General features: G+C 42.7%; 26 protein-coding genes. 23 read left to right on the top strand and 3 right to left on the bottom strand.

The window, feature by feature from the left end:
- Window positions 1-329: 329 nt before the first annotated feature.
- Together aceB and aceA are read left to right on the top strand one after the other, a co-directional pair.
- On the top strand, window positions 330-1,943 hold the full coding sequence (gene aceB / locus C9J47_RS10265) for a malate synthase A (RefSeq protein ID WP_107253476.1): 1,614 nt from the start codon (window positions 330-332) through the stop codon (window positions 1,941-1,943).
- Window positions 1,944-2,065: 122 nt separating this feature from the next.
- Complete coding sequence (aceA, locus tag C9J47_RS10260; protein WP_107253412.1) at window positions 2,066-3,370, top strand: isocitrate lyase; 1,305 nt, start codon at window positions 2,066-2,068, stop codon at window positions 3,368-3,370.
- A 79-nt stretch (window positions 3,371-3,449) separates the two neighbouring features.
- Here aceA and C9J47_RS10255 read toward each other — a convergent pair whose 3' ends face one another.
- Window positions 3,450-4,037, bottom strand: coding sequence for an acyl carrier protein phosphodiesterase (locus tag C9J47_RS10255; protein WP_107253411.1), 588 nt, complete (start codon window positions 4,035-4,037; stop codon window positions 3,450-3,452).
- A gap of 15 nt (window positions 4,038-4,052) precedes the next feature.
- Window positions 4,053-4,508 carry a CBS domain-containing protein gene (locus C9J47_RS10250; RefSeq protein WP_107253410.1) on the bottom strand — a complete coding sequence of 152 codons (456 nt, stop codon included), beginning with the start codon at window positions 4,506-4,508 and terminating at the stop codon, window positions 4,053-4,055.
- 360 nt (window positions 4,509-4,868) lie between these two features.
- On the opposite strand from C9J47_RS10250, the gene C9J47_RS10245 reads away from it, so the two are divergent.
- The 6 genes from C9J47_RS10245 (at window position 4,869) to secF (ending at window position 11,767) form a co-directional block, all read left to right on the top strand.
- Window positions 4,869-5,957, top strand: a complete 1,089-nt coding sequence (locus tag C9J47_RS10245; protein WP_107253409.1) for a trypsin-like serine protease — start codon at window positions 4,869-4,871, stop codon at window positions 5,955-5,957.
- A 141-nt stretch (window positions 5,958-6,098) separates the two neighbouring features.
- Window positions 6,099-7,154 (top strand): tRNA preQ1(34) S-adenosylmethionine ribosyltransferase-isomerase QueA, encoded by a 1,056-nt coding sequence (gene queA / locus C9J47_RS10240; RefSeq protein WP_107253408.1) that lies wholly within the window; start codon window positions 6,099-6,101, stop codon window positions 7,152-7,154.
- Between the two features lie 287 nt (window positions 7,155-7,441).
- The gene (gene tgt / locus C9J47_RS10235) at window positions 7,442-8,569 is read left to right on the top strand and encodes a tRNA guanosine(34) transglycosylase Tgt (protein ID WP_006230795.1); all 1,128 of its coding nucleotides are present in this window, start codon (window positions 7,442-7,444) and stop codon (window positions 8,567-8,569) included.
- Window positions 8,570-8,593: 24 nt separating this feature from the next.
- Window positions 8,594-8,929 carry a preprotein translocase subunit YajC gene (gene yajC / locus C9J47_RS10230; RefSeq protein ID WP_006230796.1) on the top strand — a complete coding sequence of 112 codons (336 nt, stop codon included), beginning with the start codon at window positions 8,594-8,596 and terminating at the stop codon, window positions 8,927-8,929.
- Window positions 8,930-8,954: 25 nt separating this feature from the next.
- The gene (gene secD, locus C9J47_RS10225) at window positions 8,955-10,808 is read left to right on the top strand and encodes a protein translocase subunit SecD (protein ID WP_107253407.1); all 1,854 of its coding nucleotides are present in this window, start codon (window positions 8,955-8,957) and stop codon (window positions 10,806-10,808) included.
- Between the two features lie 11 nt (window positions 10,809-10,819).
- Window positions 10,820-11,767: a protein translocase subunit SecF gene (gene secF / locus C9J47_RS10220; RefSeq protein ID WP_107253406.1), complete on the top strand. Its 948-nt coding sequence runs from the start codon at window positions 10,820-10,822 to the stop codon at window positions 11,765-11,767.
- Window positions 11,768-12,047: 280 nt separating this feature from the next.
- On the opposite strand, the gene suhB is transcribed toward secF, so the two are convergent.
- Window positions 12,048-12,848, bottom strand: coding sequence for an inositol-1-monophosphatase (gene suhB, locus C9J47_RS10215; protein WP_107253405.1), 801 nt, complete (start codon window positions 12,846-12,848; stop codon window positions 12,048-12,050).
- A 209-nt stretch (window positions 12,849-13,057) separates the two neighbouring features.
- On the opposite strand from suhB, the gene trmJ reads away from it, so the two are divergent.
- The 15 genes from trmJ (at window position 13,058) to rodZ (ending at window position 26,339) form a co-directional block, all read left to right on the top strand.
- Window positions 13,058-13,789, top strand: a complete 732-nt coding sequence (gene trmJ / locus C9J47_RS10210) for a tRNA (cytosine(32)/uridine(32)-2'-O)-methyltransferase TrmJ (RefSeq protein ID WP_107253404.1) — start codon at window positions 13,058-13,060, stop codon at window positions 13,787-13,789.
- A gap of 112 nt (window positions 13,790-13,901) precedes the next feature.
- Window positions 13,902-14,420 carry a Fe-S cluster assembly transcriptional regulator IscR gene (gene iscR, locus C9J47_RS10205; protein ID WP_107253403.1) on the top strand — a complete coding sequence of 173 codons (519 nt, stop codon included), beginning with the start codon at window positions 13,902-13,904 and terminating at the stop codon, window positions 14,418-14,420.
- A 31-nt stretch (window positions 14,421-14,451) separates the two neighbouring features.
- Entirely contained in the window at window positions 14,452-15,666 is a 1,215-nt protein-coding gene (locus tag C9J47_RS10200) for an IscS subfamily cysteine desulfurase (protein WP_107253402.1), read from the top strand.
- Between the two features lie 46 nt (window positions 15,667-15,712).
- Window positions 15,713-16,099: a Fe-S cluster assembly scaffold IscU gene (gene iscU / locus C9J47_RS10195; protein ID WP_006230804.1), complete on the top strand. Its 387-nt coding sequence runs from the start codon at window positions 15,713-15,715 to the stop codon at window positions 16,097-16,099.
- 18 nt (window positions 16,100-16,117) lie between these two features.
- A complete protein-coding gene (gene iscA / locus C9J47_RS10190; protein WP_107253401.1) occupies window positions 16,118-16,441 on the top strand; it encodes an iron-sulfur cluster assembly protein IscA in 324 nt (107 codons plus the stop codon).
- Window positions 16,442-16,526: 85 nt separating this feature from the next.
- Complete coding sequence (hscB, locus tag C9J47_RS10185; protein ID WP_006230806.1) at window positions 16,527-17,042, top strand: co-chaperone HscB; 516 nt, start codon at window positions 16,527-16,529, stop codon at window positions 17,040-17,042.
- A gap of 38 nt (window positions 17,043-17,080) precedes the next feature.
- The gene (gene hscA, locus C9J47_RS10180; RefSeq protein WP_107253400.1) at window positions 17,081-18,934 is read left to right on the top strand and encodes a Fe-S protein assembly chaperone HscA; all 1,854 of its coding nucleotides are present in this window, start codon (window positions 17,081-17,083) and stop codon (window positions 18,932-18,934) included.
- Window positions 18,935-18,936: 2 nt separating this feature from the next.
- On the top strand, window positions 18,937-19,275 hold the full coding sequence (fdx, locus tag C9J47_RS10175; protein WP_107253399.1) for an ISC system 2Fe-2S type ferredoxin: 339 nt from the start codon (window positions 18,937-18,939) through the stop codon (window positions 19,273-19,275).
- A gap of 96 nt (window positions 19,276-19,371) precedes the next feature.
- Window positions 19,372-19,572 carry a Fe-S cluster assembly protein IscX gene (gene iscX, locus C9J47_RS10170; RefSeq protein WP_006230809.1) on the top strand — a complete coding sequence of 67 codons (201 nt, stop codon included), beginning with the start codon at window positions 19,372-19,374 and terminating at the stop codon, window positions 19,570-19,572.
- A 374-nt stretch (window positions 19,573-19,946) separates the two neighbouring features.
- A complete protein-coding gene (gene pepB, locus C9J47_RS10165) occupies window positions 19,947-21,233 on the top strand; it encodes an aminopeptidase PepB (protein WP_107253398.1) in 1,287 nt (428 codons plus the stop codon).
- A gap of 103 nt (window positions 21,234-21,336) precedes the next feature.
- Window positions 21,337-22,614 carry an aminopeptidase PepB gene (gene pepB, locus C9J47_RS10160; protein WP_107253397.1) on the top strand — a complete coding sequence of 426 codons (1,278 nt, stop codon included), beginning with the start codon at window positions 21,337-21,339 and terminating at the stop codon, window positions 22,612-22,614.
- Window positions 22,615-22,759: 145 nt separating this feature from the next.
- A complete protein-coding gene (gene ndk / locus C9J47_RS10155; protein WP_107253396.1) occupies window positions 22,760-23,188 on the top strand; it encodes a nucleoside-diphosphate kinase in 429 nt (142 codons plus the stop codon).
- A gap of 252 nt (window positions 23,189-23,440) precedes the next feature.
- Window positions 23,441-24,562, top strand: a complete 1,122-nt coding sequence (gene rlmN / locus C9J47_RS10150; protein WP_107253395.1) for a dual-specificity RNA methyltransferase RlmN — start codon at window positions 23,441-23,443, stop codon at window positions 24,560-24,562.
- 39 nt (window positions 24,563-24,601) lie between these two features.
- On the top strand, window positions 24,602-25,357 hold the full coding sequence (pilW, locus tag C9J47_RS10145) for a type IV pilus biogenesis/stability protein PilW (protein WP_107253394.1): 756 nt from the start codon (window positions 24,602-24,604) through the stop codon (window positions 25,355-25,357).
- Window positions 25,347-26,339 carry a cytoskeleton protein RodZ gene (gene rodZ / locus C9J47_RS10140; RefSeq protein ID WP_107253393.1) on the top strand — a complete coding sequence of 331 codons (993 nt, stop codon included), beginning with the start codon at window positions 25,347-25,349 and terminating at the stop codon, window positions 26,337-26,339. The genes pilW and rodZ overlap by 11 nt, the downstream gene beginning before the upstream one ends.
- Window positions 26,340-26,350 lie beyond the last annotated feature (11 nt).

Raw genomic sequence — 26,350 nt, 5'->3', positions numbered from 1 at the left:
TTAAAAATCCTTAACGCTCACTTCTGGTAATTTAATTACGTAACTTGTTACATTTTTTGCTGTAATTCTTACTATTTATATCAACCGAGTTTTTTACTGTTTTTTGTTTTAATTTTGCGTTTTGAGCTTTAACTCTACTAGTATTTAACTTGTTGTTTTGAATTGATTACTTCTCTTTTGCTGCAAGCGTGTAGTAAAAAAATAATTTGCAATTGTTGATTTGTTACGGCAACGTAAATAGGGCGTTAACGCAGATGATTGCAGAATTTAAGGTTTTTCAATTATTGATAAAAGTAGTGATTAAGTTACAAGTGAGTGGAGGGGTGAAAATGACGGACAATCAAGGCAACGCGGATTATGAAGTTAAACTGTCATTACAGACAATACTGACAGCAGAACAACAAGAAATATTAAGTAGTGAAGCCTTGCAGTTCGTTGAGCGTTTAGTTCAGCGCTTTGCTTCCCGAGTTCCTCAATTACTTTCTGCACGAGAAGAACGCCAGCAAAAAATAGATGCTGGAAAGCTACCTGATTTTCTGCCAGATACGACGGACATACGCAACGGTAATTGGCGTATTCAAAATATACCAACCGACCTACAAGATCGACGTGTTGAAATTACCGGTCCCGTTGACCGTAAAATGGTGATTAATGCCCTGAATGCAAATGTAAAAGTATTCATGGCTGATTTTGAAGATTCATTTGCGCCAGCTTGGAATGAAGTGCTTGATGGGCAGCGTAATCTGCGTGATGCGGTGAATAACAATATTAGCTACACCAACCCAGATAACGGAAAAGAATATGCGTTAAATGATGATCCGGCGGTATTGATTTGTCGTGTTCGTGGTCTTCATTTACCAGAAAAGCATTTGTTGTGGCAAGGGGAGCCTATTCCTGGATCACTGTTTGATTTTGCATTGTACTTCTTCCTTAACTACAAACAGTTACTAGAAAAAGGGAGCGGCCCTTATTTCTACCTGCCCAAACTACAAGCGTATCAAGAAGCGGCATGGTGGAGTGATGTCTTTAGTTTTACTGAAGATGAGTTTGGTTTGCAACGCGGCACAATCAAAGCAACGGTATTGATTGAAACTTTACCAGCCGTTTTTGAAATGGATGAGATTCTTTATAGCTTGAAAGAGCATATTGTTGGTCTTAATTGTGGCCGTTGGGATTATATTTTTAGCTATATCAAAACGCTACGAAACCATCCGGATCGCATCTTGCCAGATAGACAAGTTGTTACGATGGAGAAGCCATTTCTAAATGCTTATTCCCGTTTATTGGTGCGTACTTGTCACCGTCGTGGTGCATTTGCAATGGGAGGAATGGCTGCATTTATTCCATCAAAAGAGCCAGAGCGCAATGCATGGGTACTCAATAAAATTCAAACCGATAAATCATTAGAAGCGAACAATGGCCACGATGGCACATGGGTTGCGCATCCAGGTTTAGCCGATACTGCTCGTGCCGTGTTTGATGAAGCATTGGGTACGCGCAATAACCAATTAGATATTAGCCGTGAAGATGATGCCCCAATTACTGCGGCAAAGTTACTCGCACCATGCGACGGTGAACGTACGGAAGAGGGAATGCGCCACAACATTCGTGTCGCTGTTCAGTACATAGAAGCATGGATTACGGGGAATGGGTGTGTGCCTATTTACGGATTGATGGAAGATGCAGCAACCGCTGAAATATCACGCGCTTCAATTTGGCAGTGGATTAAACACGGTAAATCACTGAGCAATGGAGATGTGGTCACCAACGCGTTATTTGAAGACATGTTAGATCAAGAAATGGTGGTGTTGGAACAAGAGCTAGGAAGCGAACGATTCCAACAAGGCCAGTATGAAGAAGCTGCAGCGCTTATGTCGCGATTAACAACCAGCGACGAGCTTGTGAATTTCTTGACTGTTTCAGGTTATGAATATCTAGCTTAGTTAGTTGAATATCTAAACTGACAGTAAATAGATAAAAAATTAGAAAAGTAAAAGTCGAAGTAAAGAATGCATTAACGATTACGTTAAGCGAATTATCGCCAAATGAAACGAGGGACATCATTATGACATTGACTCGCCAGCAGCAAATAGAAGCTATTGAAAAAGACTGGGCTGAAAATCCACGTTGGAAGCACGTAAAACGTACTTACACCGCTGAAGAAGTAGTAAATCTACGTGGTTCATTTGCCCCTGCAAATACGATTGCCCAGCGCGGCGCTGATAAGCTGTGGGATTTGGTCAATGGTTCTTCGAAAAAAGGATATGTTAACTGTCTAGGTGCATTGACCGGTGGCCAAGCAGTTCAGCAAGCTAAAGCCGGTATTGAAGCAATCTATTTATCAGGTTGGCAGGTTGCTGCCGATAACAACACGGCATCGACGATGTATCCTGATCAGTCGTTATACCCTGTAGATTCAGTACCATCAGTGGTTACTCGTATTAATAATTCATTCCGTCGTGCAGACCAAATTCAGTGGTCTAGTGGCAGTAACCCAGAAGAAGGCATTGATTACTTCTTACCGATTGTAGCCGATGCTGAAGCGGGTTTTGGTGGTGTGCTTAATGCGTATGAACTTATGCGTAATATGATTGATGCTGGTGCCGCAGGTGTTCACTTTGAAGATCAGTTAGCGTCAGTGAAAAAATGTGGTCACATGGGCGGTAAAGTTTTGGTGCCAACCCAAGAAGCGGTCCAAAAATTAGTGGCTGCACGTTTAGCGGCAGACGTCGCGGGTACAACCACTTTGGTTATAGCGCGTACCGATGCTAACGCAGCAGATTTGTTAACGTCAGATTGTGATTCATACGATAACGACTTTATTATCGGTGACCGCACTGCGGAAGGTTTCTACCGTGTACGTGCAGGTATCGATCAAGCCATCTCTCGTGGCTTAGCGTATGCACCGTATGCCGATCTTATTTGGTGTGAAACTGCGAAGCCATGTTTAGAAGAAGCACGTCAGTTTGCTGAAGCGATTCATGCACAGTACCCTGATCAATTATTGGCATACAACTGTTCACCATCGTTTAACTGGGAGAAAAACCTGGATGACGAGACAATTGCTAAGTTCCAGCAAGAGTTGGCAGATATGGGTTATAAATACCAATTCATCACGTTAGCTGGCATTCATAACATGTGGTACAACATGTTTGAATTAGCCCATGCTTATGCTCAAGGTGAAGGCATGCGTCATTATGTTGAGAAGGTACAGCGTCCTGAGTTTGAAGCGGCAGAACGTGGGTATACGTTTGTTGCTCACCAGCAAGAGGTAGGTACGGGTTACTTCGATAAGATGACAAATACGATTCAAGGTGGTCAATCTTCAGTAACGGCATTAACGGGCTCAACAGAAGAAGATCAGTTTTAATTAATCTAAGCATCATTAGGTTATCGTCGAGGAGCACTTGTTGCTCCTTTTTTTTATACATTTTTCTCTTGAGCAGATACTAGCGTTGAGTAAGGCGATGCTGTTTGGTTGCAGTTATTACTTGGGGATAAACGATGTGAAAGACACGTTCTAATTCATCATAATTATCATCTATTTGTTCAGAACACAGCGCGAGTTGATGTAACTTAGGACGTCTTGCTGCCATTCGCATTAAAACCCGTTCAACGCTTGTTTTTTCTCTGTATTGGATTAACCATTGTTGCTGCCACATACGGGCACTCATCAGAACATAGCGTTCGGGTAAGTTTGATTGGTACTGCCGAACAATGCTTTCTGCGTATTGTACAAAGTGCTCTAAGGAATAAGGATGAAAATCTTGCCAGTGAACAGCAAGGAAGTGATCCCAAACAATATCTAATGCAATGCCACTAACACGGCGCGTGTTGTCACTAAATAAGTACCGACATGCCTTTACTTCCGGCATTGCATCAATATAACCATCGACAAAGCGGTGCAGTTTTATACCATCGGCGACGGGCTTAACGTGTTGCGTGTAAGGATCGCCCCGAACGAAATCAGCCAGAAGGTTCCCTGCCATATCACTTTGGCAACAGTCAGCCAAATGCAGATGAGCAAGAAAATTCATGGGTACAGTCTTGTTTTAGGTGGTGTCGTTATCATCAGCAATCGGGTCTATTTCCTCTTGTATCTCTAGTAAGTTAATCGCGATAGAAACAAAGTCTGCATCTGTAATTATGCCGACTAATCGTTTTTTTTCCACTACGGGTAAGCAGCCAATTTTATGTTTTTGCATATAGATAGCAGCCTCTTTAAGGCTGGCATGAGGATCAACACTCATCAGTGTGTGATGCATGCATTTCTCTAGAGGGATATCTAAAGTAGATAGGAAGTTGTTTTTTGTAATGTGCTCTAGGCTGGACTCTTGGGCAGACAGCACATCACGCTGAGTTATAATACCGATAAGTTGTTCATCCATATCGGTTACTGGAATGTGTCGAATGCCAACATCTTCCATAATGGCTTTTGCATCGGCCAATGTATTATGTGGCTGTAAGGTATGTGGGTTTGGGGTCATCATATCGGAAACTGTAAACATATAAACCTCCGGCAGTCCTACTGCAATTAGGTTTCAACAATTCGTTAGCACCTATCCTAATATTGTATCCATCATTTCTTCCTTTTATTGAGACATCAGTTCACGCTGAATGTAATTGTTATAAATCTGCGTAATAACCTGACAATAAAAGCAATATTTAAAATATAGGCAACGATCTTTTTAACCTCTCATTACTGAATGTAGCTAATCCTAGCGTAATAACGAATGACCAAAATCAATGATTAGTCCGGTAATTAGCGAGTTACTGTTGCCAGTTTGAGATCGTATTATTATTTTCGAGCCACAAAAATAATAATAGAAAGCTAGAGTTAATAAACGTTCACTCAGTAGGAACACTTAATGACTAAAGCCTTTGTTAGTTGCCTGTTGTTTTGGTTTGCGTTAGTTGTATTTCAGGCTAAGGCCGACGATAAAGTGGCAGCGACAGCCAAGATTATTGGAGGAATTGAATCATCCCAGAATGAAGTACCGTGGCAGGCTTATCTTAATATGACGTATTCCACCGACAACGGCAGTGAGACATTTGTATGTGGTGGTGTGGTTATTGCCTCTCAAGTTGTTCTAACCGCTGCCCATTGCATGCAAAATGGAGCAACAACAGTTCGGGCTGAAAATGTAAAAGTGTGGGCAGGGATTACCAGTGTATTTAGCGCCCGTACATCTAATGCAGTTCTTGTAACAAAAGTTATTCTTCACCCTTCTTATAATGACGGTCGCTTTGCCAATGATATTGCGCTTTTGGTGCTTGGTGCCCCTTTGCCTGTTGCATCTATCCCTATTTTACCTGCTACTCGGGCAGAGCAACAATTAGCGGATAATGAATTTGTTAATGGATGGGTTGCCAACGGTCAGCGACCTGCGAATTTATTAGTATCAGGGTGGGGCGCAACCCAAATAGAACCCGATAATAGTGCAGGTTCAACAACGTTAAGACAGACATTACTATCAGGTGTACCTGATACGACCTGTGATAATGTGTGGGGTTCGAATATTAGCGCAAGTGAATTAAGTATTTTCCTTTGTGCTGGCTCTACTTCCCCCTTACTTGCCCGTGACAGTTGTTTTGGTGATTCTGGAGGGCCACTAGTATGGCAAAATGTGCAGAAGGCTAGCGACAATGATTTTGGATTGCGTTTAGTTGGGTTAGTGAGTTTTGGTGAAGGTTGTGCGGGGCTGCTGCCCGGTGTTTATACCGAAGTTGCTCAATACCATGATTGGATTACTGGCCTGCTTAGCAGTGAACTGAACATCGAGGCTATGATAATGCCACAATTTACGGTTAATCCATTTCATTCTGATTATACTGGCGCAGGTTCTGATATTGCTACACCTTCAACAACGGGTGTAACGTCGGATGACAGTGGTGGCAGCTTAGGTTTTTTCAGTGTGTTATTTATGGCTGCTTTTATCCGTTGGCGTCGTTCTTAAATTTGGCTGGCCATTATCTGTGGGATGTAATCCATTACTTTCGAGATTAGACCGAAAATTAATTTGTGATTCCCATCTTTCCTTGAAATTGCAGTGGGGCAGCCTATACTAGCTGCCTGCTGTTATTTGGGGCATAAAAAGATGCAAGTTTCTGATTTTCACTTTGATCTACCTGATGAGCTAATTGCTCGTTATCCACAACCTGAACGCACTGCTAGTCGTCTACTGCAACTAACTGGTGAAACTGGAAATATCCAGCATAAGGGCTTTAAGGATGTCTTAGATTTAGCTGAACCTGGCGATCTATTTGTATTCAATAATACGCGTGTTATTCCTGCCCGTATTTTTGGCCGTAAAGCGTCAGGCGGTAAGATAGAAGTGTTAGTTGAGCGCATGCTTGACGATAAAAGCATTCTTGCGCATGTACGAGCATCAAAATCGCCAAAGCCGGGTAATGAATTATTACTGGGCGAAAATGACGATTATCAAGCTGAAATGATTGCGCGTCATGATACGTTGTTTGAAATTCGTTTTAACAGCGATAAAACTGTTTTAGAAATTTTAGAAGAAGTGGGGCATATGCCGCTTCCTCCTTATATCGATCGTCCTGATGAAGATGCTGATAAAGAGCGTTACCAGACGGTTTATAATGCAAAACCTGGTGCAGTCGCTGCACCTACAGCAGGTTTACATTTCGATGATGAACTGATGGCAGCATTAAAAGCAAAAGGGGTTAATTTTGCTTTTGTTACTTTGCATGTCGGTGCGGGTACTTTCCAGCCTGTTCGTGTTGATAACATTGATGATCACCACATGCATTCAGAGTATGTTGAAGTACCTCAAGATGTGGTTGATGCGGTTAATGCGACTAAAGCAAATGGTGGTCGTGTTATAGCTGTTGGTACCACGTCGGTACGTTCTCTTGAAAGTGCCGCGCAAGATGCAGTTAAAAAGGGAACTGAATTAGTCCCTTTTTTTGGTGATACAGAAATCTTTATTTTTCCTGGTTATGAATTCCAGCTGGTGGATGTATTGGTGACTAACTTCCACTTGCCTGAATCGACGTTGATCATGCTAGTAAGTGCTTTTGCTGGTTATGAACATACCATGAATGCATATCTACAAGCGGTCGATAATCAATATCGATTCTTCAGTTATGGCGATTCGATGTTTATTACTCGTCGGAACAACGTGTAACACTTCTTATTATTAAGTCAGTGTGCCTTAAGGCTGCTTTTGTTAAAATAGCAGCCTTTGTTGTGTCAGGTGAACTGCAAATATCAGCAACAATTATGTGAAAGAACAGCACGCCTTAGTAATGGTGATATTTATTTATTCCGCTACGCTTTATGGCGTGGTGATTTGATCTCAATCGAATGATTGGCATTATGTGATAATGAAAGTGTGCATTGGGCAATTGGCCTTTTGCATTGAATCCCACTTGGGAATTATGTCAGATTGTTTCTCTGGCTTTTGGAGGCTTTGTGAAATTTGAGTTAGATAAAACGCAGGGACGCGCGCGTCGCGGTCGCTTACAGTTTGAACGCGGTACGGTTGAAACCCCTGCTTTTATGCCTGTTGGTACCTACGGTACAGTTAAGGGTATGACGCCTGAAGAAGTAAAAGATACGGGCGCACAGATTCTGCTTGGCAATACATTCCACCTGTGGCTACGCCCTGGTCAAGAAGTGATGAAGCTTCACGGTGATTTGCATGACTTCATGCAGTGGCATGGTCCGATTTTGACAGATTCAGGCGGCTTCCAAGTATTTAGCCTGGGTGCTACACGTAAAATCACTGAAGAGGGTGTACATTTCCGTAACCCTGTTAACGGTGATAAAGTTTTCATGGACGCAGAAAAGTCGATGGAAATTCAGTACGATTTAGGTTCTGACATCGTCATGATTTTCGATGAGTGTACGCCATACCCGGCAACACATGATGAAGCGAAAAAATCGATGGAAATGTCACTTCGTTGGGCACAACGCAGCCGTAATCATTTTGATAAACAAGAAAACCCAAATGCATTATTCGGCATTATTCAGGGTGGTGTGTATGAAGACTTACGTGATGTATCTGTTGACGGCCTAACAAATATCGGCTTTGATGGCTATGCTGTGGGTGGCTTGGCTGTTGGTGAACCTAAAGAAGACATGCATCGTATTCTTGAGCATACATGTCCTCAATTACCTGAAGATAAGCCTCGCTACCTGATGGGTGTAGGTAAACCTGAAGACTTAGTTGAAGGTGTTCGACGCGGTATCGACATGTTCGATTGCGTAATGCCGACCCGAAATGCCCGAAATGGACACCTATTTGTTACTGGTGGTGTGATCAAGATCCGTAATGCGAAACATAAAACGGATACAACACCTTTAGATCCGCATTGTGACTGTTACACTTGTCGTAATTATTCAAAGGCGTATTTGTACCACTTGGATAAGTGTAATGAAATCCTAGGTTCACGCCTAAACACAATCCACAATTTACGTTACTACCAGCGTTTGATGGCTAGTATCCGTAGTGCGATTGAAGAAGATCGTTTCGATGCATTTGTAGAAGAATTCTACGCGCGTCGTGACAGAGAAGTTCCACCATTAAAAAACGCTTAATATTTTAAACGAGGACGTTACTAAATGAGTCTTTTCATTTCTCAGGCAAATGCCGCAGCTGAAGGTGCTCCGCAAGGCGGCAGCATGCAGCTTTTTATCATGCTTGGTCTTTTTGCTGTTATTTTTTACTTTATGATTTATCGTCCACAAGCGAAACGTGCGAAAGAGCATAAAACACTTATGAGTTCGATGGGCAAAGGCGACGAAGTGCTAACTAATGGCGGTTTGTTAGGTAAGATCACAAAAGTTTCAGAAGAAACTGATTACATCGTGATTGCACTTAACGACAACAATGAAGTTACTATCAAGAAAGATTTCGTTACAGCTGTACTGCCGAAAGGCACAATGAAATCTCTATAATTTTTCGCTTTGAAGGATCATCGCAGTGTTAAACCGTTATCCCTTGTGGAAGAATCTGATGGTGGTGTTAGCACTGCTCATCGGTCTGCTTTATGCACTTCCCAATGTTTACGGTGAAGATCCAGCGATTCAAATCACCGGGGCGCGTGGCGCCTCGGTTGATATGTCTACTCTGGATACTGTCACCGAAGATTTAAAAAAGAACAATATCTCCTATAAATCTGTCGCTTTCGAAAACGGTACTGTACTTGTCCGCTTTAACGACACTGATACTCAGATCAGTGCTCGCGATATCATCAATGAACAGCTAGGCGATGATTTTGTCGTTGCGCTTAATCTAGCAGCATTAACACCTGACTGGCTTGAATCCATTGGTGCCTCACCAATGAAGCTGGGTCTTGATTTACGTGGTGGTGTTCACTTCTTAATGGAAGTGGATATGGATGCGGCAATGGAAAAGTTACTCGGTCAACAAGAAGAGACTTTCCGTACCGAATTACGTGAAGCTAAAGTGCGTTACCGTGCGATAAGCAAAACAGACTCTTCTGTCGAAGTACGCCTTCGTAATGATGAAGATCTAAAAGCTGCAGAAACGGCTCTCGCGCAATTACACCCTGATATGCTATTTACCGATAGTAATAGCAACGGACGTTTCGTTCTTACTGCACAGTTTACTGAAGCCCGTCTGAAAGAAATTCGTAACTACGCGGTTGATCAAAATATCACGATTCTTCGTAATCGAGTGAATGAGCTGGGTGTTGCTGAACCTCTAGTACAGCGTCAAGGTGCTAACCGTATTGTGGTTGAACTTCCAGGTGTTCAAGATACTGCTCGCGCAAAAGAAATTCTTGGTGCGACGGCAACACTTGAATTCCGTGAAGTCGATAGCACGGCAGACCTTGCTGCAGCTGCGGCTGGTCGAGTACCAGCAGGCAGTGAAGTAAAGTACACCCGTGACAAGCGTCCAGCGGTATTAAAGAAACGTATCATCCTTGCGGGTTCTCATATTACTGATGCGAGTTCAAGTGCTGATGAATATGGCCGTCCTCAAGTTAACATCTCGCTAGACAGCGAAGGTGGTAGCAAGATGACAGCGTTCTCACGTAATAATGTGGGCAAGCTGATGGCGACAGTGTTTACCGAGTATAAAGATAGCGGTAAACGTCAAGCCGACGGTAAAGTGATTCTTCAAAAGCATGAAGAAGTGATCAACCAAGCAACGATTCAAACTGCGTTAGGTCGTAATTTCCGTATTACCGGAATCGATTCGCAGGCAGAAGCACATAACTTAGCGCTTCTACTTCGTGCTGGTGCGCTGATTGCGCCTATCTCTATTGTTGAAGAGCGTACGATTGGTCCGTCAATGGGTCAGCAGAATATCGATATGGGTATTCAGGCGATGATTTGGGGCATGGTAGCAGTAATGCTATTTACCTTAATTTATTACCGTGGTTTTGGTCTAATTGCCAACATGGCACTCGTTATGAACTTGGTATTGATTATCGGTGTTATGTCGATGATTCCAGGCGCGACGATGACCTTACCTGGTATCGCAGGTATCGTATTAACAGTCGGTATGGCTGTCGATGCGAACGTACTTATATTTGAACGTATCCGTGAAGAATTGCGTGAAGGCCGAAGCCCTCAACAAGCGATTCAGCAAGGTTACGGTAATGCATTCAGTACGATTGCCGATGCAAACATTACGACACTTATCACAGCAATTATTCTGTTTGCTGTTGGTACTGGTGCTATCAAAGGCTTCGCTGTAACACTATCAATCGGTATCCTGACTTCAATGTTCACGGCGATTATAGGTACACGTGCGGTTGTTAACTTTGTCTACGGCGGTAAGCGCGTAGATAAACTGTCGATATAGGAGGCGCAAACATGTTTCAACTATTGAAAGTGGATAATGCGATCGACTTTATGCGCTGGTCAAAGTTCGCTTTTGTTTTTTCACTAATGATGATTGCAGTAGCAATTGGCACAGTGGCAACAAAGAAGCTTAACTGGGGTCTCGACTTTACTGGCGGTACGTTAATTGAAGTGGGTTTTGAACAACCTGCAGATTTGCTTAAAATTCGTGATTCGTTAGAAGCGGCGGGTTTTGGCGATGCTATCGTACAGAACTTCGGTACTGCTCGTGATGTACTTGTACGTCTGCAACCTCGTGAAAATGCAAAAGGTGAAGTACTGGGTAACCAGATCATCGATGCATTAAAAGTGGGAACAGGGCAAAGCGTTGAAATGCGTCGTATCGAGTTTGTTGGTCCGAATGTGGGTGACGAACTGGCTGAAGCGGGTGGATTGGCGATTATTATCTCGCTAATTTGTATTTTGCTTTATGTTTCGATGCGTTTCGAATGGCGTTTAGCTGCCGGTGCGGTATTAGCACTTGCGCACGATGTTATAATTACGATTGGTATCTTTTCTCTTCTTGAGGTGGAAGTCGACCTAACAATTGTTGCAGCCTTGCTGACCGTTGTTGGTTACTCACTAAACGATACGATTGTTGTATTTGACCGTATCCGTGAGAACTTCCGTAAAATGCGTAAGGGTGAAGCACCTGATGTGATAAATAGTTCTATCACTCAAACGTTAAGCCGTACGCTGATTACATCGGGTACAACCTTGTTTGTTGTTGTCGCTCTCTTTATGAAAGGCGGAACAATGATTCACGGTTTTGCCTTGGCATTATTGATCGGTATAACGGTGGGTACTTATTCATCAATCTACGTTGCTTCGGCACTAGCATTGAAATTGGGTATCACTCGTGAACACCTAATGCCACCACAGGTAGAAAAAGAAGGTGAAGAATTCGACGCAATGCCTTAATGGGTAGTGTGTAGCTTCATTCATAAAAAACGGAGCCAATAGGCTCCGTTTTTGTATCTATGATTTATCACTATGGGGATCAACTAACCCGAATATCTGTTTATTCTTATAGGCTAACAGCGATAACCATGGCGCTAGATATTGAAGCAATTAAAATCACGAGTGACTTGAATGTCTGTTTTGTTTCTATCTGATGCCCGAATGGCTGTGCATTTATAGTAAGCATAAAAAAAGCCCCGACACAGTCGAGGCTTCAGAAATTTTGAATCGTTATAAACGATTACTTAGCTAATGCTTCGCCACCGTGTTCACGGATTTTAGCGATGATTGGCTTAACTACGCGTGCGTTACCAGCAACGATGTTGCCAGATACTAGGTAGTTAGTGTTACCAGTAAAGTCAGTACAGATAGCACCGGCTTCACGTGCAATTAGTTCACCAGCGGCTAGTTCCCAAGGCTTTTGGCCTAGTTTAACTACGCCATCAACACGACCTGCTGCTAAGTAACAAAGGTCTAGTGCTGTACAACCAGATTGACGCATATCGTCACACTCAACAAAAATTGCTGATTGTACTTTGTTAAGCGCTTCTGCGTGTTGCTTAGCTGCGAATGGTAAACCAGTAGCAATAATAGTACCGCTAAGGTCACGAGGCTGTGATGTACGTAGACGTTGGCTGTTAAGCTGTGCGCCAGAACCACGTGTTGCAGTGAAGAGTTCGTTACGAGATGGATCGTATACTACAGAAACTTCAGTACGACCACGCATGCGTAGTGCAATTGAAATAGCGTAATGAGGCAAACCACGAACGAAGTTTTTGGTGCCATCCACTGGGTCGATGATCCACTGACACTCTTTGTCACGGCCTTCTTTAGTACCAGACTCTGCTGCAAGAATGCAGTGATCAGGGTAAGACTTAAGAATAGAATTGATGATGATAGCTTCAGCTTCATGATCAATATTAGTAACGACGTCACTACCTTTATTGGCAACTTCAATGCCTTGAGGTTTTTCTAACGATTTAATGACATGGTCACCAGCCTTTCGCGCAGCGCGAATGGCGATATTAAGCATCGGATGCATAGGATCTTCCCAACGGATGTTAAAGAACTAAAAATCGGCGGCGAGTATAACAGAGCTAGGGCAAAAGGGAAGTGGTTATTTTTTAAACATCATTAGCGAAAACTAAAAAAAGTAGAAAAACACGCTTTAGTTTTACATGTTTTCCCCACTTCTTTATAGGCTGTGCTAAAATCCACCCGCTCTTAAAAATAGTCGGAAATTGCTAAACCATGTTAGATAAAATAAGCGTTGTTTTAATTGGTACATCTCACCCTGGAAATATTGGCTCAGCAGCACGTGCCATGAAGGTGATGGGGCTTACGAATCTAGTCCTTGTTGACCCAGCTTGTGAGATAGACGCTAAGTCTCTTGCTTTAGCTGCTGGCGCGGCAGATGTCGTAACCAATGCAAAAATCGTCAAAACATTAGATGAAGCAATTGCAGATTGTGGTTTAGTGATTGGCTCAAGTGCACGTTCTCGTACATTAGAATGGCCACAACTTGATCCGCGTGAATCAGGTATCAAAACAATTGAAGAAGCAGCTGCGCACCCCGTTGCTATTTTATTCGGTCGTGAGCGTACTGGTTTAACGAATGAAGAATTACAAAAATGTCATTGCCACGTTTACATTCCGGCGAACCCTGAATACAGCTCATTAAATTTAGCAATGGCAGTGCAAACTGTTAGTTATGAAGTTCGTATGGCATTTTTAGAGTCGCAAAAGTACACGGGTGAGAAGAAAATTGATGAATACCCGCGTGCTAAAGAATTAGAGTTGTTCTACGAGCACCTTGAAAAAGTAACAACTCAGACCCAGTTCATTAATAAGAAGCATCCCGGTATGGTGATGACAAAACTTCGCCGCATGTTTACCCGTGCTCGTCCAGAGCAGCAGGAGCTTAATATTCTGCGTGGTATTCTTTCTTCTATTGAAAAATCATTAGAACATCGCGACAAATAACCCTACTGTGCGTCAGGTCTAAAGCTTGACTAAAATAGTCAGGTAAATACTTGACCATTTTAGTCGGGTATGTAACACTCGTGCTATATACATAAGTGGATAGCGGTGTGTTATGAGATTGACTTCAAAAGGAAGATATGCGGTAACTGCGATGCTTGATGTCGCTCTGCATTCTCAAGATGGTCCAGTACCTTTAGCGGATATTTCCGAACGACAAGGTATTTCACTGTCTTATTTAGAACAACTTTTCTCACGCCTACGTAAAGCTGGTCTTGTGGCGAGTGTTCGTGGACCAGGTGGTGGTTATCGCTTAGGTGAAGATGCGAATGACATCGCGGTAGGCATGGTTATAGCAGCTGTTGATGAATCGGTTGATGCTACAAAGTGTCATGGTAAAGGTGACTGTCAAGGTGGTGTACGCTGCTTAACACATACTTTATGGCATGACTTAAGCTCCCGTATCAGCGGCTTTTTGAATAACATCACTCTTGGTGAGTTGATGAAAGATAATAACGTTCAAGAGATTTCAGGTCGTCAAGATCAAGTCTTAAGCAATAGTTCGCTAAGAACGTCTTTTGGACATAAAAACACACACGATAGCACCACTATAGGTGTCGATGTCCGCTCTTAGTCGCTAGACATCCGTGTTTTCGGAGATGAAAATGAAATTGCCAATATATTTTGATTATTCCGCTACTTGCCCAGTAGATCCACGTGTTGCTGAAAAGATGATGCAATGCCTGACAATGGACGGGAATTTCGGTAACCCTGCTTCTCGTTCACACCGCTTCGGCTGGCAGGCTGAAGAAGCTGTTGATACAGCGCGTGAGCAAGTTGCTGATCTAATGAATGCTGACCCACGTGAAATTGTGTTTACGTCTGGTGCAACAGAATCTGACAACCTTGCAATTAAAGGCGCTGCGCGTTTTTATAGCAAAAAAGGTAAGCACATCATTACCTGTAAGACTGAACACAAAGCGGTATTAGACCCTTGTCGTCAGCTTGAGCGTGAAGGCTTCGAAGTGACATATCTTGCGCCAGAAGCAAATGGCTTAATCGATATGGCAAAATTGCGTGATGCGATTCGTGAAGACACCGTTCTGATGTCTATCATGCACGTAAATAACGAAATTGGCGTAATTCAAGATATTACCGCTATTGGCGAACTTTGCCGTGAAAACAAAATTGTTTTCCACGTTGATGCTGCGCAATCTATTGGTAAGCTACCGATCGATGTACAGGCAATGAAAGTTGACCTTATTTCAGTAACATCGCATAAAATTTACGGTCCTAAAGGAATTGGTGCGCTTTACGTTCGTCGTAAGCCACGAATTCGTTTAGAAGCACAAATGCACGGCGGCGGTCATGAGCGTGGTATGCGTTCTGGCACTCTTGCTACCCACCAGATTGTTGGTATGGGTGAAGCATTCCGCATTGCTAAAGAAGAGATGGAACAAGATCGTGTGCATACTTTAGCACTACGTACTCGCCTTCTTGATGGCCTAAAAGATATGGAATCAGTTCATATTAATGGTGACTTAGAGCAACGTGTATCAAGTAACCTGAATATTAGCTTTGCTTTCGTTGAAGGTGAGTCTTTATTAATGGCATTGAAAGATCTCGCTGTTTCTTCTGGTTCAGCATGTACCTCAGCAAGCCTTGAGCCTTCATACGTACTGCGAGCACTTGGTTTAGATGATGAACTAGCACATAGCTCCATTCGTTTCTCTTTTGGTCGTTTCACGACAGAAGAAGAAATTGATTACGCAATTACACAGATCCGTACTGCAGTAGAAAAACTGCGTGACATGTCGCCGCTATGGGATATGCACAAAGAAGGTATTGATCTTAACTCTGTTGAGTGGGCACACCACTAAGCTAGCGGTCATAAACTTGTGATCATCAAATGTCGAGGAAATCATCATGGCATATAGTGAAAAAGTCATCGAGCATTATGAGAATCCGCGTAACGTGGGCTCTTTCGATAAAAATGATAAAAACATTGGTAGCGGCATGGTGGGTGCACCAGCATGTGGCGACGTAATGAAGCTTCAAATCAAAGTAAGTGATGAAGGTATCATTGAAGATGCGAAGTTTAAAACATACGGTTGTGGTTCTGCAATTGCTTCTAGTTCGCTGATCACTGAATGGGTGAAAGGTAAGAGTTTAGACGAAGCGGCAGCAATCAAGAACTCAGCAATTGCTGAAGAACTTGAACTACCACCAGTGAAGATCCACTGCTCTATTCTTGCAGAAGATGCAATTAAAGCCGCAGTTAGCGATTATAAGAAAAAACACGAAGCAAACTAAGACGTTGAGGGTTGTTGTATGGCCATTACTATTACTGAAGCGGCAGCAAGTCGCGTAGCTACTTTCCTTGAGAATCGCGGTAAAGGCTTTGGCCTTCGCCTAGGTGTCCGTACTTCGGGATGTTCAGGAATGGCTTACGTTCTCGAATTTGTTGATGATATCAATGAAGAGGACGAGGTATTCGAAGAGAAGGGCGTAAGAATCGTAATCGATGCAAAAAGCCTGGTTTATCTTGACGGTACTGAGCTTGATTTTGCCAAAGAAGGGCTAAATGAAGGCTTCCAATTCAACAACCCGAACGTATCAAGCGAATGTGGTTGTGGTGAAAGCTTCAACGTTTAATCGCTATAGTCGTTTCCACTGAGCCTAACTGTTATATCTTCATATATACCAGTTAGGTTTAGTATTTAGAGATACCAGACGCGATATGAATCATTTCGAATTATTTAGACTGCCTTTCCAATTTGAATTGGATGGGGGTCTTCTGTCAACTCAGTTCCGGGAACTACAACGTCGTTTCCATCCTGATAATTTCGCTACAGCTTCAGAACGTGATCGCTTAATGTCGGTCCAAAAAGCAGCGCAAATTAACGACGCATTCCAAACGCTAAAAAATCCAATCTCACGAGCTGAATATATGCTTTCTGAGCAAGATATGGATATTCGTGGCGAACAAAAAACGCTACAAGATCCTGAGTTCTTAATGCAGCAAATGGAGCTGCGTGAAGAACTTGAAGATATCTCAGATGCAAGTGACCCTGAAAGTGCGCTATTCGATTTTGAACAGCAAATAACAGTGTTATATAAATCGCAATTGAGCACTCTTGAGCAACTATTAAATCAGGAAGATTGGGAAGAAGCGGCAGATGCCGTGCGTAAGCTAAAATTTATTGATAAGCTGCGCTATGAAATTGAACGTCTTGAAGAGACTTTCTTTGACTAATTGCTTCTCACCCGAGCACTAACTCCACAGGAAAGATAATGGCACTGTTACAGATTGCTGAACCAGGTCAGAGTGCGGCACCGCATCAACATCGTTTAGCGGTGGGCATTGATTTGGGTACCACAAATTCTCTCGTTGCTGCCGTGCGCAGTGGTGTACCAGAAACCTTAAAAGATGATGAAGGGCGTTCTATTTTGCCTTCAATTGTTCATTATGGTGAGGAATCCCTGCTTGTTGGTCATGAAGCCAGAGAGCTTGCTCAGCAAGATCCTAGTAATACTATCTTTTCAGTAAAACGAATGATGGGGCGCTCTTTAGCGGATATTCAACAACGTTACCCGCATTTGCCGTATCAATTTGAAGCGTCAGATAATGGTTTGCCTCAAATAATGACACGTACGGGGATAGTTAACCCGGTACAAGTCTCTGCCGAGATCCTTAAAACCCTTAATGCACGTGCTGTGGCGACATTAGGTGGTGATCTTGAAGGTGTCGTTATAACGGTTCCGGCGTATTTTGATGATGCGCAACGAGCTGGAACTAAAGATGCAGCTAAACTTGCAAACCTTAATGTATTACGTTTACTTAACGAGCCAACAGCCGCTGCGATTGCTTATGGTTTAGATTCTGGTCAAGAGGGTGTTATTGCTGTTTATGACTTAGGTGGCGGTACATTCGATATTTCTGTTTTACGTTTATCGAAAGGTGTATTTGAAGTATTAGCAACTGGCGGTGATTCAGCATTGGGTGGTGATGATTTTGATCATTTACTTGCAGATTGGATTAAAGAGCAAGCGGGCTATACTGGTGATTTAACTGCACAACAAATGCGTATGGTACAAGATGCTGCCACTGACGCTAAAATTGCGTTAACAGATGCGGATACAGCCCAGATTGATGTGTTGAATTGGCAAGGTTCTGTTACTCGTGAACAGTTTAATGCGTTGATTCAGCCTTTAGTAAAGAAAACACTGATGTCTTGTCGCCGAGCGATGAAAGATTCAGGCATTGAAATTACAGATGTTATCGAAACCGTGATGGTTGGTGGTTCAACACGTGTACCATTGGTTCGTGAAATGGTGGGTAACTACTTCGGTAAAGAACCACTAACATCGATTGACCCTGACAAAGTTGTTGCGATTGGTGCATCAATTCAAGCTGATATCCTTGTAGGAAATAAGCCTGATTCAGATATGCTATTACTTGATGTTATTCCATTGTCTTTGGGTATAGAGACAATGGGTGGCATGATTGAAAAAATCATTCCTCGTAACACGACAATTCCTGTCGCTCGTGCGCAAGAATTCACCACGTTTAAAGATGGCCAAACAGCCATGTCGGTACATGTGGTTCAAGGTGAACGTGAAATGGTCAGCGATTGTCGTTCTTTAGCGCGATTTACACTACGTGGAATCCCAGCTATGGCGGCCGGTGCTGCACATATTCGTGTTACGTATCAAGTTGATGCCGATGGTCTATTGTCTGTTACTGCAATGGAAAAGAGCAGTAACGTTCAATCATCTATCCAAGTTAAACCTTCTTATGGTTTAAGTGATGATGAAGTCGCAACCATGATTCGTGAGTCAATGACGCACGCGCAAGATGATAAAGATGCACGTACATTAGCAGAGCAACAAGTTGAAGCTGATCGTGTATTGGAAGGCCTAATTACAGCTCTCGCAATCGATGGTGATACATTACTGTCAAAAGAAGAGCGTGAAACGCTGGAAGGCGTAATGATGGAACTTGTTCAGCTGCGTCAAGGTAATGATTACCGAGCAATTGAACAGGGTATTAAGAAAACAGATAAAGCGAGCCAAGAATTTGCTTCACGTCGAATGGATCAATCTATTCGACAGGCATTGGCTGGTCAATCGATAGATGAGGTTTAGGCATGCCTAAAATCGTTGTATTACCACATGAAGAACTTTGCCCTGAAGGCGCAATTTTAGAAGCTAAAACGGGTGAAACTGTACTTGATGTAGCACTGCGTAATGGTATTGGTATTGAACATGCTTGTGAAAAATCATGCGCATGTACGACTTGTCATGTTGTTATCCGTGAAGGTTTTGATTCACTGGATGAAAGTGATGAGCTAGAAGATGACATGCTTGATAAAGCATGGGGTCTTGAACCTGAATCCCGTTTAGGTTGTCAGGCAACGGTTGCGGATAGTGATCTTGTTGTAGAGATCCCTAAATATACGATCAATCTAGCTTCTGAGCAGCACTAAGTTTTGTTCTTTTATTTATCAAAATATTGAGTATTAAGGTAAGTAAAAGCAACGATATTAGTGACAATCACGTTATAACGATTAAGAGGTAGCATCATGAGCTTAAAATGGACGGATTCTAGAGAAATAGCGATTGAACTATCTGAGCTGTATCCAGAAACGGATCCTAAGCTGATTCTTTTTACCGATCTTCGCCAATGGATTCTAGATTTAGAAGAGTTTGATGATGATCCCAACCACTGCAGTGAAAGAGTGTTAGAAGCTGTGCAAATGTGTTGGATGGAAGAAGAAGATTAACCGTTTACATATTGTGATAATTGAACAATTGCCCCACTTTTGATTGAACAATAAAAACAATATGATCTCGCTCTACATCCTGATGTAAACAACTTGTTTATGGGCGGATAACAGAGCAGAGTTAGTGAAAGAAATATAAAAGCGGACCATATGGTCCGCTTTGTTGTATTTAAACCTGTAAATATCTTGTAAAACCGCACTATTACCCCCATAACTTGCTGTAAGCCTGCTTAAAGTGATTTGGCAAATGTCATATCCTTGTTATCAAAAAGCATATTGTTTATCGCGTGGGGATGATAAGAGACAAGGATAATGTCTTTTTAATCTTGTCTATATTGCGCTGATATCCTCATCAAGAATCCAAGGAATTTCTAATGTCTTCTATTATGTCTGTTTTCTTATCCCATGACGCTGCTGCAGAGCAATGGGGAACAAACGCGCTACTTTCTTTTTCTGCTGATGGCACAACGGTTCACCTAAGTGGCGATCAAGAAAGTGCTTTACAGCGTGCTGGTCGTAAGTTGGATACACAAGGAATTAAGCAAGTTTCACTTGTGGGTAGTGAGTGGAACTTAGAAGCAATTTGGTCTTTCATTCAAGGACACCGTAATTCAAAGCCTGGTAACCAGGTTACTTGGGAAGGCTTAAATGCTGAAGATGAAGCTGAACTGCAGGCGCGCATTAAAACCACAAACTGGGTACGTGAAGTTATTAACCAATCGGCAGACGTTGTGCGCCCTTCACAGCTTGCGGCACGTGCGGGTGAATTTGTTAAGTCACTTGCACCAGAGCACGTAACGTACAAAATCATTAAAGGCAATGATTTGATTGATGAAGGTTGGATGGGCACGCACACTGTTGGTCGCGGTTCAGAACGTTCAGCTGCAATGCTACGTCTAGATTACAACCCAACAGGCGATGCTGATGCGCCTGTGCACACCTGCATCGTGGGTAAAGGTATTACTTTCGATTCGGGCGGCTACAGCATGAAGCCTTCAGCAGGCATGACGGCAATGAAAGCTGATATGGGTGGCGCAGCAATGGCGACGGGCGGTTTAGCACTTGCGATTGCTCGTGGTAACAACAAGCGTATTAAATTGATCCTATGTTGTGCAGAGAACATGGTTTCGGGTCGCGCTGTTAAGCTCGGCGACATCATTACTTATAAAAATGGTAAAACGGTTGAGGTGCTAAACACTGACGCAGAAGGTCGTTTAGTGCTTGCTGATGGTCTTATCTACGCGAGTAGTCAAAATCCTGAAGTAATTATTGACTGTGCAACATTAACGGGTGCGGCGAAGAATGCACTGGGTAATGATTACCACGCATTGCTAAGTTTCGATCAGACACTCTCTCAAAAAGCCTTAGCGTCAGCGACTGAAGAGCATGAAGGCTTATGGCCGTTACCATTAGCAGATAACCACCGTGGTATGCTGTCATCAAACTTTGCTGACTTATCGAACATTTCAAGTGGTGACTTTTTACCTGGTGCAAGTACAGCTGCAGCGTTTTTATCGTACTTTGTAACAGATTATAAGAAAGGTTGGATGCACATTGATGCAAGTGGTACTTACCGTAAGAGCGGTAACGACAAGTGGTGTGCTGGTGCAACGGGTATGGGGGTGCGTACATTGGCCAACATCTTAAATTCAGCTAGCTAAATATAAGCAGCCGACCATCATGATGCTCCATGGTGGTCAGCAATGTTTAGTATTAAAACACTCATATTATCGAAAACGAATAATTAAAATTTAAAGGCTTTTCATGTTAAGGATTACATTATCAGCGCAAGCCAGTTCAGGGGCTTGGGGAGAGCAAGCATTACTCAGTTATAAAGAAGACGGCGCAGATATTCACTTTAGTGGTGATTTCCCATTACGTCGTATTCAGCAGGCTGCGCGTCAGCTGCAATCGCAAGGTGCAACAAGCGTCAGCCTTGATGGCGAAGGCTGGAGCTACGAGCGTCAGTGGGCATTCTATTGTGGTTTTGCTGCAACCATGACTCCTGTTGCAATTAAGTGGGCATCTATCGATGAAGATGAACTAGAACTGCTTAATGCACGTCGCCGCAGCGCTGATTGGGTACGCCAAGTCGTCAATGCTACACCTGAAGATATGTACCCTGAAAAGTTGGCAAACGATGCAATTGAATTTTTATCATCCGTTGCGGGCGATAAAATAAGTTATGAAATGCTAGTGGGTGACCAACTGCTGGAAAACGGCTGGATAGGCACGCACAGCGTTGGCCGTGCAAGTAGTCGACCACCAGTGATGCTCACCCTCGACTACAACCCAACGGGTGATGACAATGCACCTGTGTCAGCATGTTTAGTCGGCAAAGGGATTACCTTTGATTCCGGTGGCTATAGCTTGAAGTCAAGTGCTGGTATGGTAACTATGAAATGCGACATGGGCGGTGCAGCAACAGTAACAGCAGCGTTAGGCTACGCCATTGAGCAAGGTTTAAATCAACGTGTGAAGTTGATCTTATGTTGCGCAGAAAACATGGTTGCAGGTAACGCCTATAAGCTAGGTGATGTGTTAACGTATAAAAACGGGTTAACCGTAGAAGTGGTTAACACTGACGCAGAAGGTCGCTTGGTACTGGCTGATGGCTTAATTGCTGCAAGCGAAACCAAAACACCATTGATTATCGATGCCGCGACTTTAACCGGTGCTGCTTTGATGGCATTAGGTACCGATTACAATGCGATATTTGGTTTAGATAAACCACTACTGATGAAAGCACAAGAGCTATCTGAATTAGTGAATGAGCCAGCATGGCCGTTACCACTTGAAAAGTGGCATCAAGGTAATTGTCCTTCTTACTATGCGGATACAGCGAATAGCCGAACGCAAAAAGGTGGCGGAATGGGCGGTGCATCTAACGCTGCCGCTTTTTTATCACGTTTTGTTGATAACGAAACAAGCAGTTGGATTCACTTTGATTTAGCAGCTTGCTTCCGTGACAATGCTGATGGTCGTTGGGCCGCCGGCGCGACGGGATTAGGGGTTGCCAATATTGCAGCGTTATTGCTGTAATAGTTAGAAAAAGGCAAGTTATCAACGTTATAACTTGCCTAGACTAGACCAGAAAGCAGCATAGTAGAACTTGTAACCTAAAACTACGTACTGTTTGGTATATAGGCTTAGCCAAGAACGAATTGACTCAAAAGGAAGTATTATAATGACTATTGAAAAAACGTTTTCAATTGTAAAACCCGATGCTGTTAAGCGTAATTTGATTGGTGCTATTTATCAGCGTTTTGAAAACGCTGGCTTAAAAATTGTGGCATCAAAAATGGTTCACCTCGATGCAACTAAAGCACAGGGATTTTATGCTGAGCATGAAGATAAGCCATTCTTTAATGAGCTCGTGGAATTCATGACATCGGGCCCTGTGATGGTACAGGTACTTGAAGGTGAAGACGCTATTTATAGTTACCGTGAATTAATGGGCAAAACTAACCCAGAAGATGCGGCGTGTGGCACGATTCGATCTGATTTTGCATTAAGTATGCGCTATAACTCTGTGCATGGTTCTGATAGCCCCGAATCAGCGGCACGTGAAATTGCCTATTTCTTTACAGAAGATGAAATTTGTTCACGTGACTAATGATTGATTAAATTTCATACAAAACAAATTATTAACGGGAAGCTTCGGCTTCCCGTTGTCATTTTTACTTTGCATAAGGTGTTTTTTCACTGAAGTTACGTGCCATTGCTAAAATAACCTTAGTGCTTACAAGTGGAAACAGGCAGGCAAAGGCTGTACAATTTCGCGCCTTGAATTGTCCTATTACACGCAATCATACTTTTAAGATTGCCAAGGCATAGAATCCGTCATTTTTTAATGAGGCAACAACCGATGACAACAGTCAAAACTAATCTACTGGATTTAGATCGCAAAGGGTTGCGTACATACTTTGCAGAAGAGCTGAATGAAAAAGCCTTCCGTGCTGATCAAATCATGAAGTGGATCTACCAATTCGGTTGTGATGATTTCGATCAAATGACGAATATCAATAAGAAGCTTCGTGAAAAACTTAAGCGTGTTGCTGAAATCCGTGCACCGTATGTTTCGGAAGCACAACACTCAGTTGATGGCACCATTAAGTGGGCCATGCGTGTTGGCGATCAAGATGTTGAAACTGTCTATATTCCTGACGGTGATCGTGCAACCTTGTGTGTTTCTTCACAGGTGGGTTGTGCTCTTGCATGTACTTTCTGCTCAACAGCTCAACAGGGTTTCAACCGTAATTTACGTGTATCTGAAATTATTGGTCAGGTATGGCGTGCAGCAAAAGAAATTGGTATTGAAAAAGAAACGGGTCGTCGTCCTATCACCAATGTTGTAATGATGGGAATGGGTGAGCCACTTCTTAATATGAAAAACCTGATCCCTGCATTAGAAATTATGCTGGATGATATCGGCTTTGGTTTGTCTAAACGTCGTGTAACTGTTTCTACATCAGGAGTTGTGTCTGGTCTTGATCAGATGACCGGTAATATTGATGTTGCTTTGGCTATTTCTTTGCACGCACCAACCGATGAGCTGCGTTCTCAAATCATGCCAATTAATGATCGCTTCAATATCGCGACCTTCCTAGAGTCGGTTCGTCGATACGTTGAGCAATCAAATGCGAACCGCGGTCGTGTAACTGTTGAATATGTTTTGTTAGATCATGTTAATGATGACATGGAACATGCGCGTCAGTTAGCAGTATTGCTAAAAGATACCCCTGCAAAGATTAATCTTATTCCATTTAACCCGTATCCTGGTTCACCATACCGTAAACCGAGTAATTCACGTATTGACCGTTTCATGAAAACGCTTATGGAATATGACTTTACAGTAACAGTACGTAAAACTCGCGGTGACGATATTGATGCAGCTTGTGGGCAATTAGTCGGTGATGTGATTGACCGCACGAAACGCACACAAGTTACGCAACATGATGGTGAACAAATCCCTGTTAAAACGGTCTAAAAACAGACGTATAGACAAGGATGTCGATGTGAGATAAAAATGGTTAAATGGACGTTGTACCCATTATTGTGTAGTTTATTGGTAGGCTGTATAACAGTCCAAGAAACGGGCAAGAAGAAAGAATTTAATCGTATCGATGCATCTGAGGCCAGGATCGCTCTTGGTCTTAGCTATTTAAATGATGGTCAATGGCAACGAGCAAGAGAAAACCTTGAAACAGCATTAAAGTATGCTCCTAGGTATTATCGTGCTCAAAATGCAATGGCATATTACTTTCAGACTGTGGATGAGAATGACGCTGCTGAAAGTATGTATAGAAAAGCATTACGAGATTCACCAAAAAATGGCGATGTTTTAAATAACTATGGTGTATTCTTGTGTAGTGAGCAACGTTACGACGATGCCATCAAAGCCTTTGAAAAGGCAATTAAACAACCGTATTATTATTTGATATCTGCCAGTTATGAGAATGCAGGTTTGTGTAGCCTTAAAAAAGGTGATAATTCACAAGCACAATTTTATTTTAAAAAATCGCTCTCTCATGACCCGTACAGACCAAAATCTATTTTGCAGCTGGCGCAACTTGAAATTGAATCTGATAATTTTAAAGATGCACGCGTCATGCTTTTTAAATTTAACAAGAGATATGGGTATAAAGCGGATAGCTTGTGGCTACTCATTCAGTTAGAAAATCAGGCTGGACGATTAACAGAAGTGGATAAGTATGCCGTTTTGCTTAAAGAGCAGTTCCCAGACTCTCAGCAATATCAGAAATATCTAGCCAATGAATATTAAAGAGAACGAAGAGAATTCAACAGAAGAAGTGATTCGTCCAGGGGATATGCTGCGACAAGCGCGTGAAAAGCTAGGCTACTCTCAAAAAGATATTGCCAGCCGTTTACGCCTTAAACTTTCTGTTATCAATAATATTGAAGACAACATTTTTGAAGAATCTCAAGTAGCTACGTTTACGCGAGGTTACGTGAGTTCATATGCTAAATATGTTGGCTTAAATGAAAAAGAAATACTGGCAAAGCTGGATCTGCTTGGCCATGCACAGCCTAAAGAACAAGAAATGCAAAGCTTCTCTCGTCGAACGAAGCGTGAAGCACATGATAGTCGAATTATGGGGATTACTTGGGGGGTCGCGGCGATTATCATCGGTCTAACCGCTGCATGGTGGTGGCAAAGTGAGCAGTTAGAGTCGGGTACTGACTTATCAACGGTTTCTAGTGAGCTGTCTCAACCGTTAGATGAATCCATAGCCAATTCTGACTTATCTGATCCGGCGATAACGGGTATATCTGCTTCTGACATTAATGCGGCAGCGGAAGGTACCGTTGTTACCGCAAGCGAACCTGAAACTGTGTTATCAGCCACCAATGATAGTGATGTGATTTCTGCTGTTGATGATGAAGTTTCAATTTCAAATCCATCCACAGTTATTAATGTGGGTAGCGATAACGACAGTTTTGTCGCAGAGCAAGCATCTGAAGTTATATCTGAAAGTGCAGAGAGCACAGATGACGGTGCCATTGTTTCGGATTTAAAACTGAGCTTTGCCGGAGACTGCTGGATTGATGTTCGTGACGCGAATGGTAAGCGTCTTGATACTGGTATTAAGAAAACGGGGGATGTGCTGAATTTAAATGGCGCAGCACCGTTTAAAGTTGTACTTGGTGCGCCGGGTGTTGTCGAAATGACTTACAAAGGCGAACCTGTTGATCTTAGCGTGTATCCTGCTGGTAAAGTCGCAAGATTTAAGCTTCCGCTGTAAAGAGAATATGT

This window comes from Photobacterium indicum, from assembly GCF_003026215.1.
GTDB classification, from domain to species: domain Bacteria; phylum Pseudomonadota; class Gammaproteobacteria; order Enterobacterales; family Vibrionaceae; genus Photobacterium; species Photobacterium indicum.
This window is presented reverse-complemented; position numbering and strand designations above follow the sequence as displayed.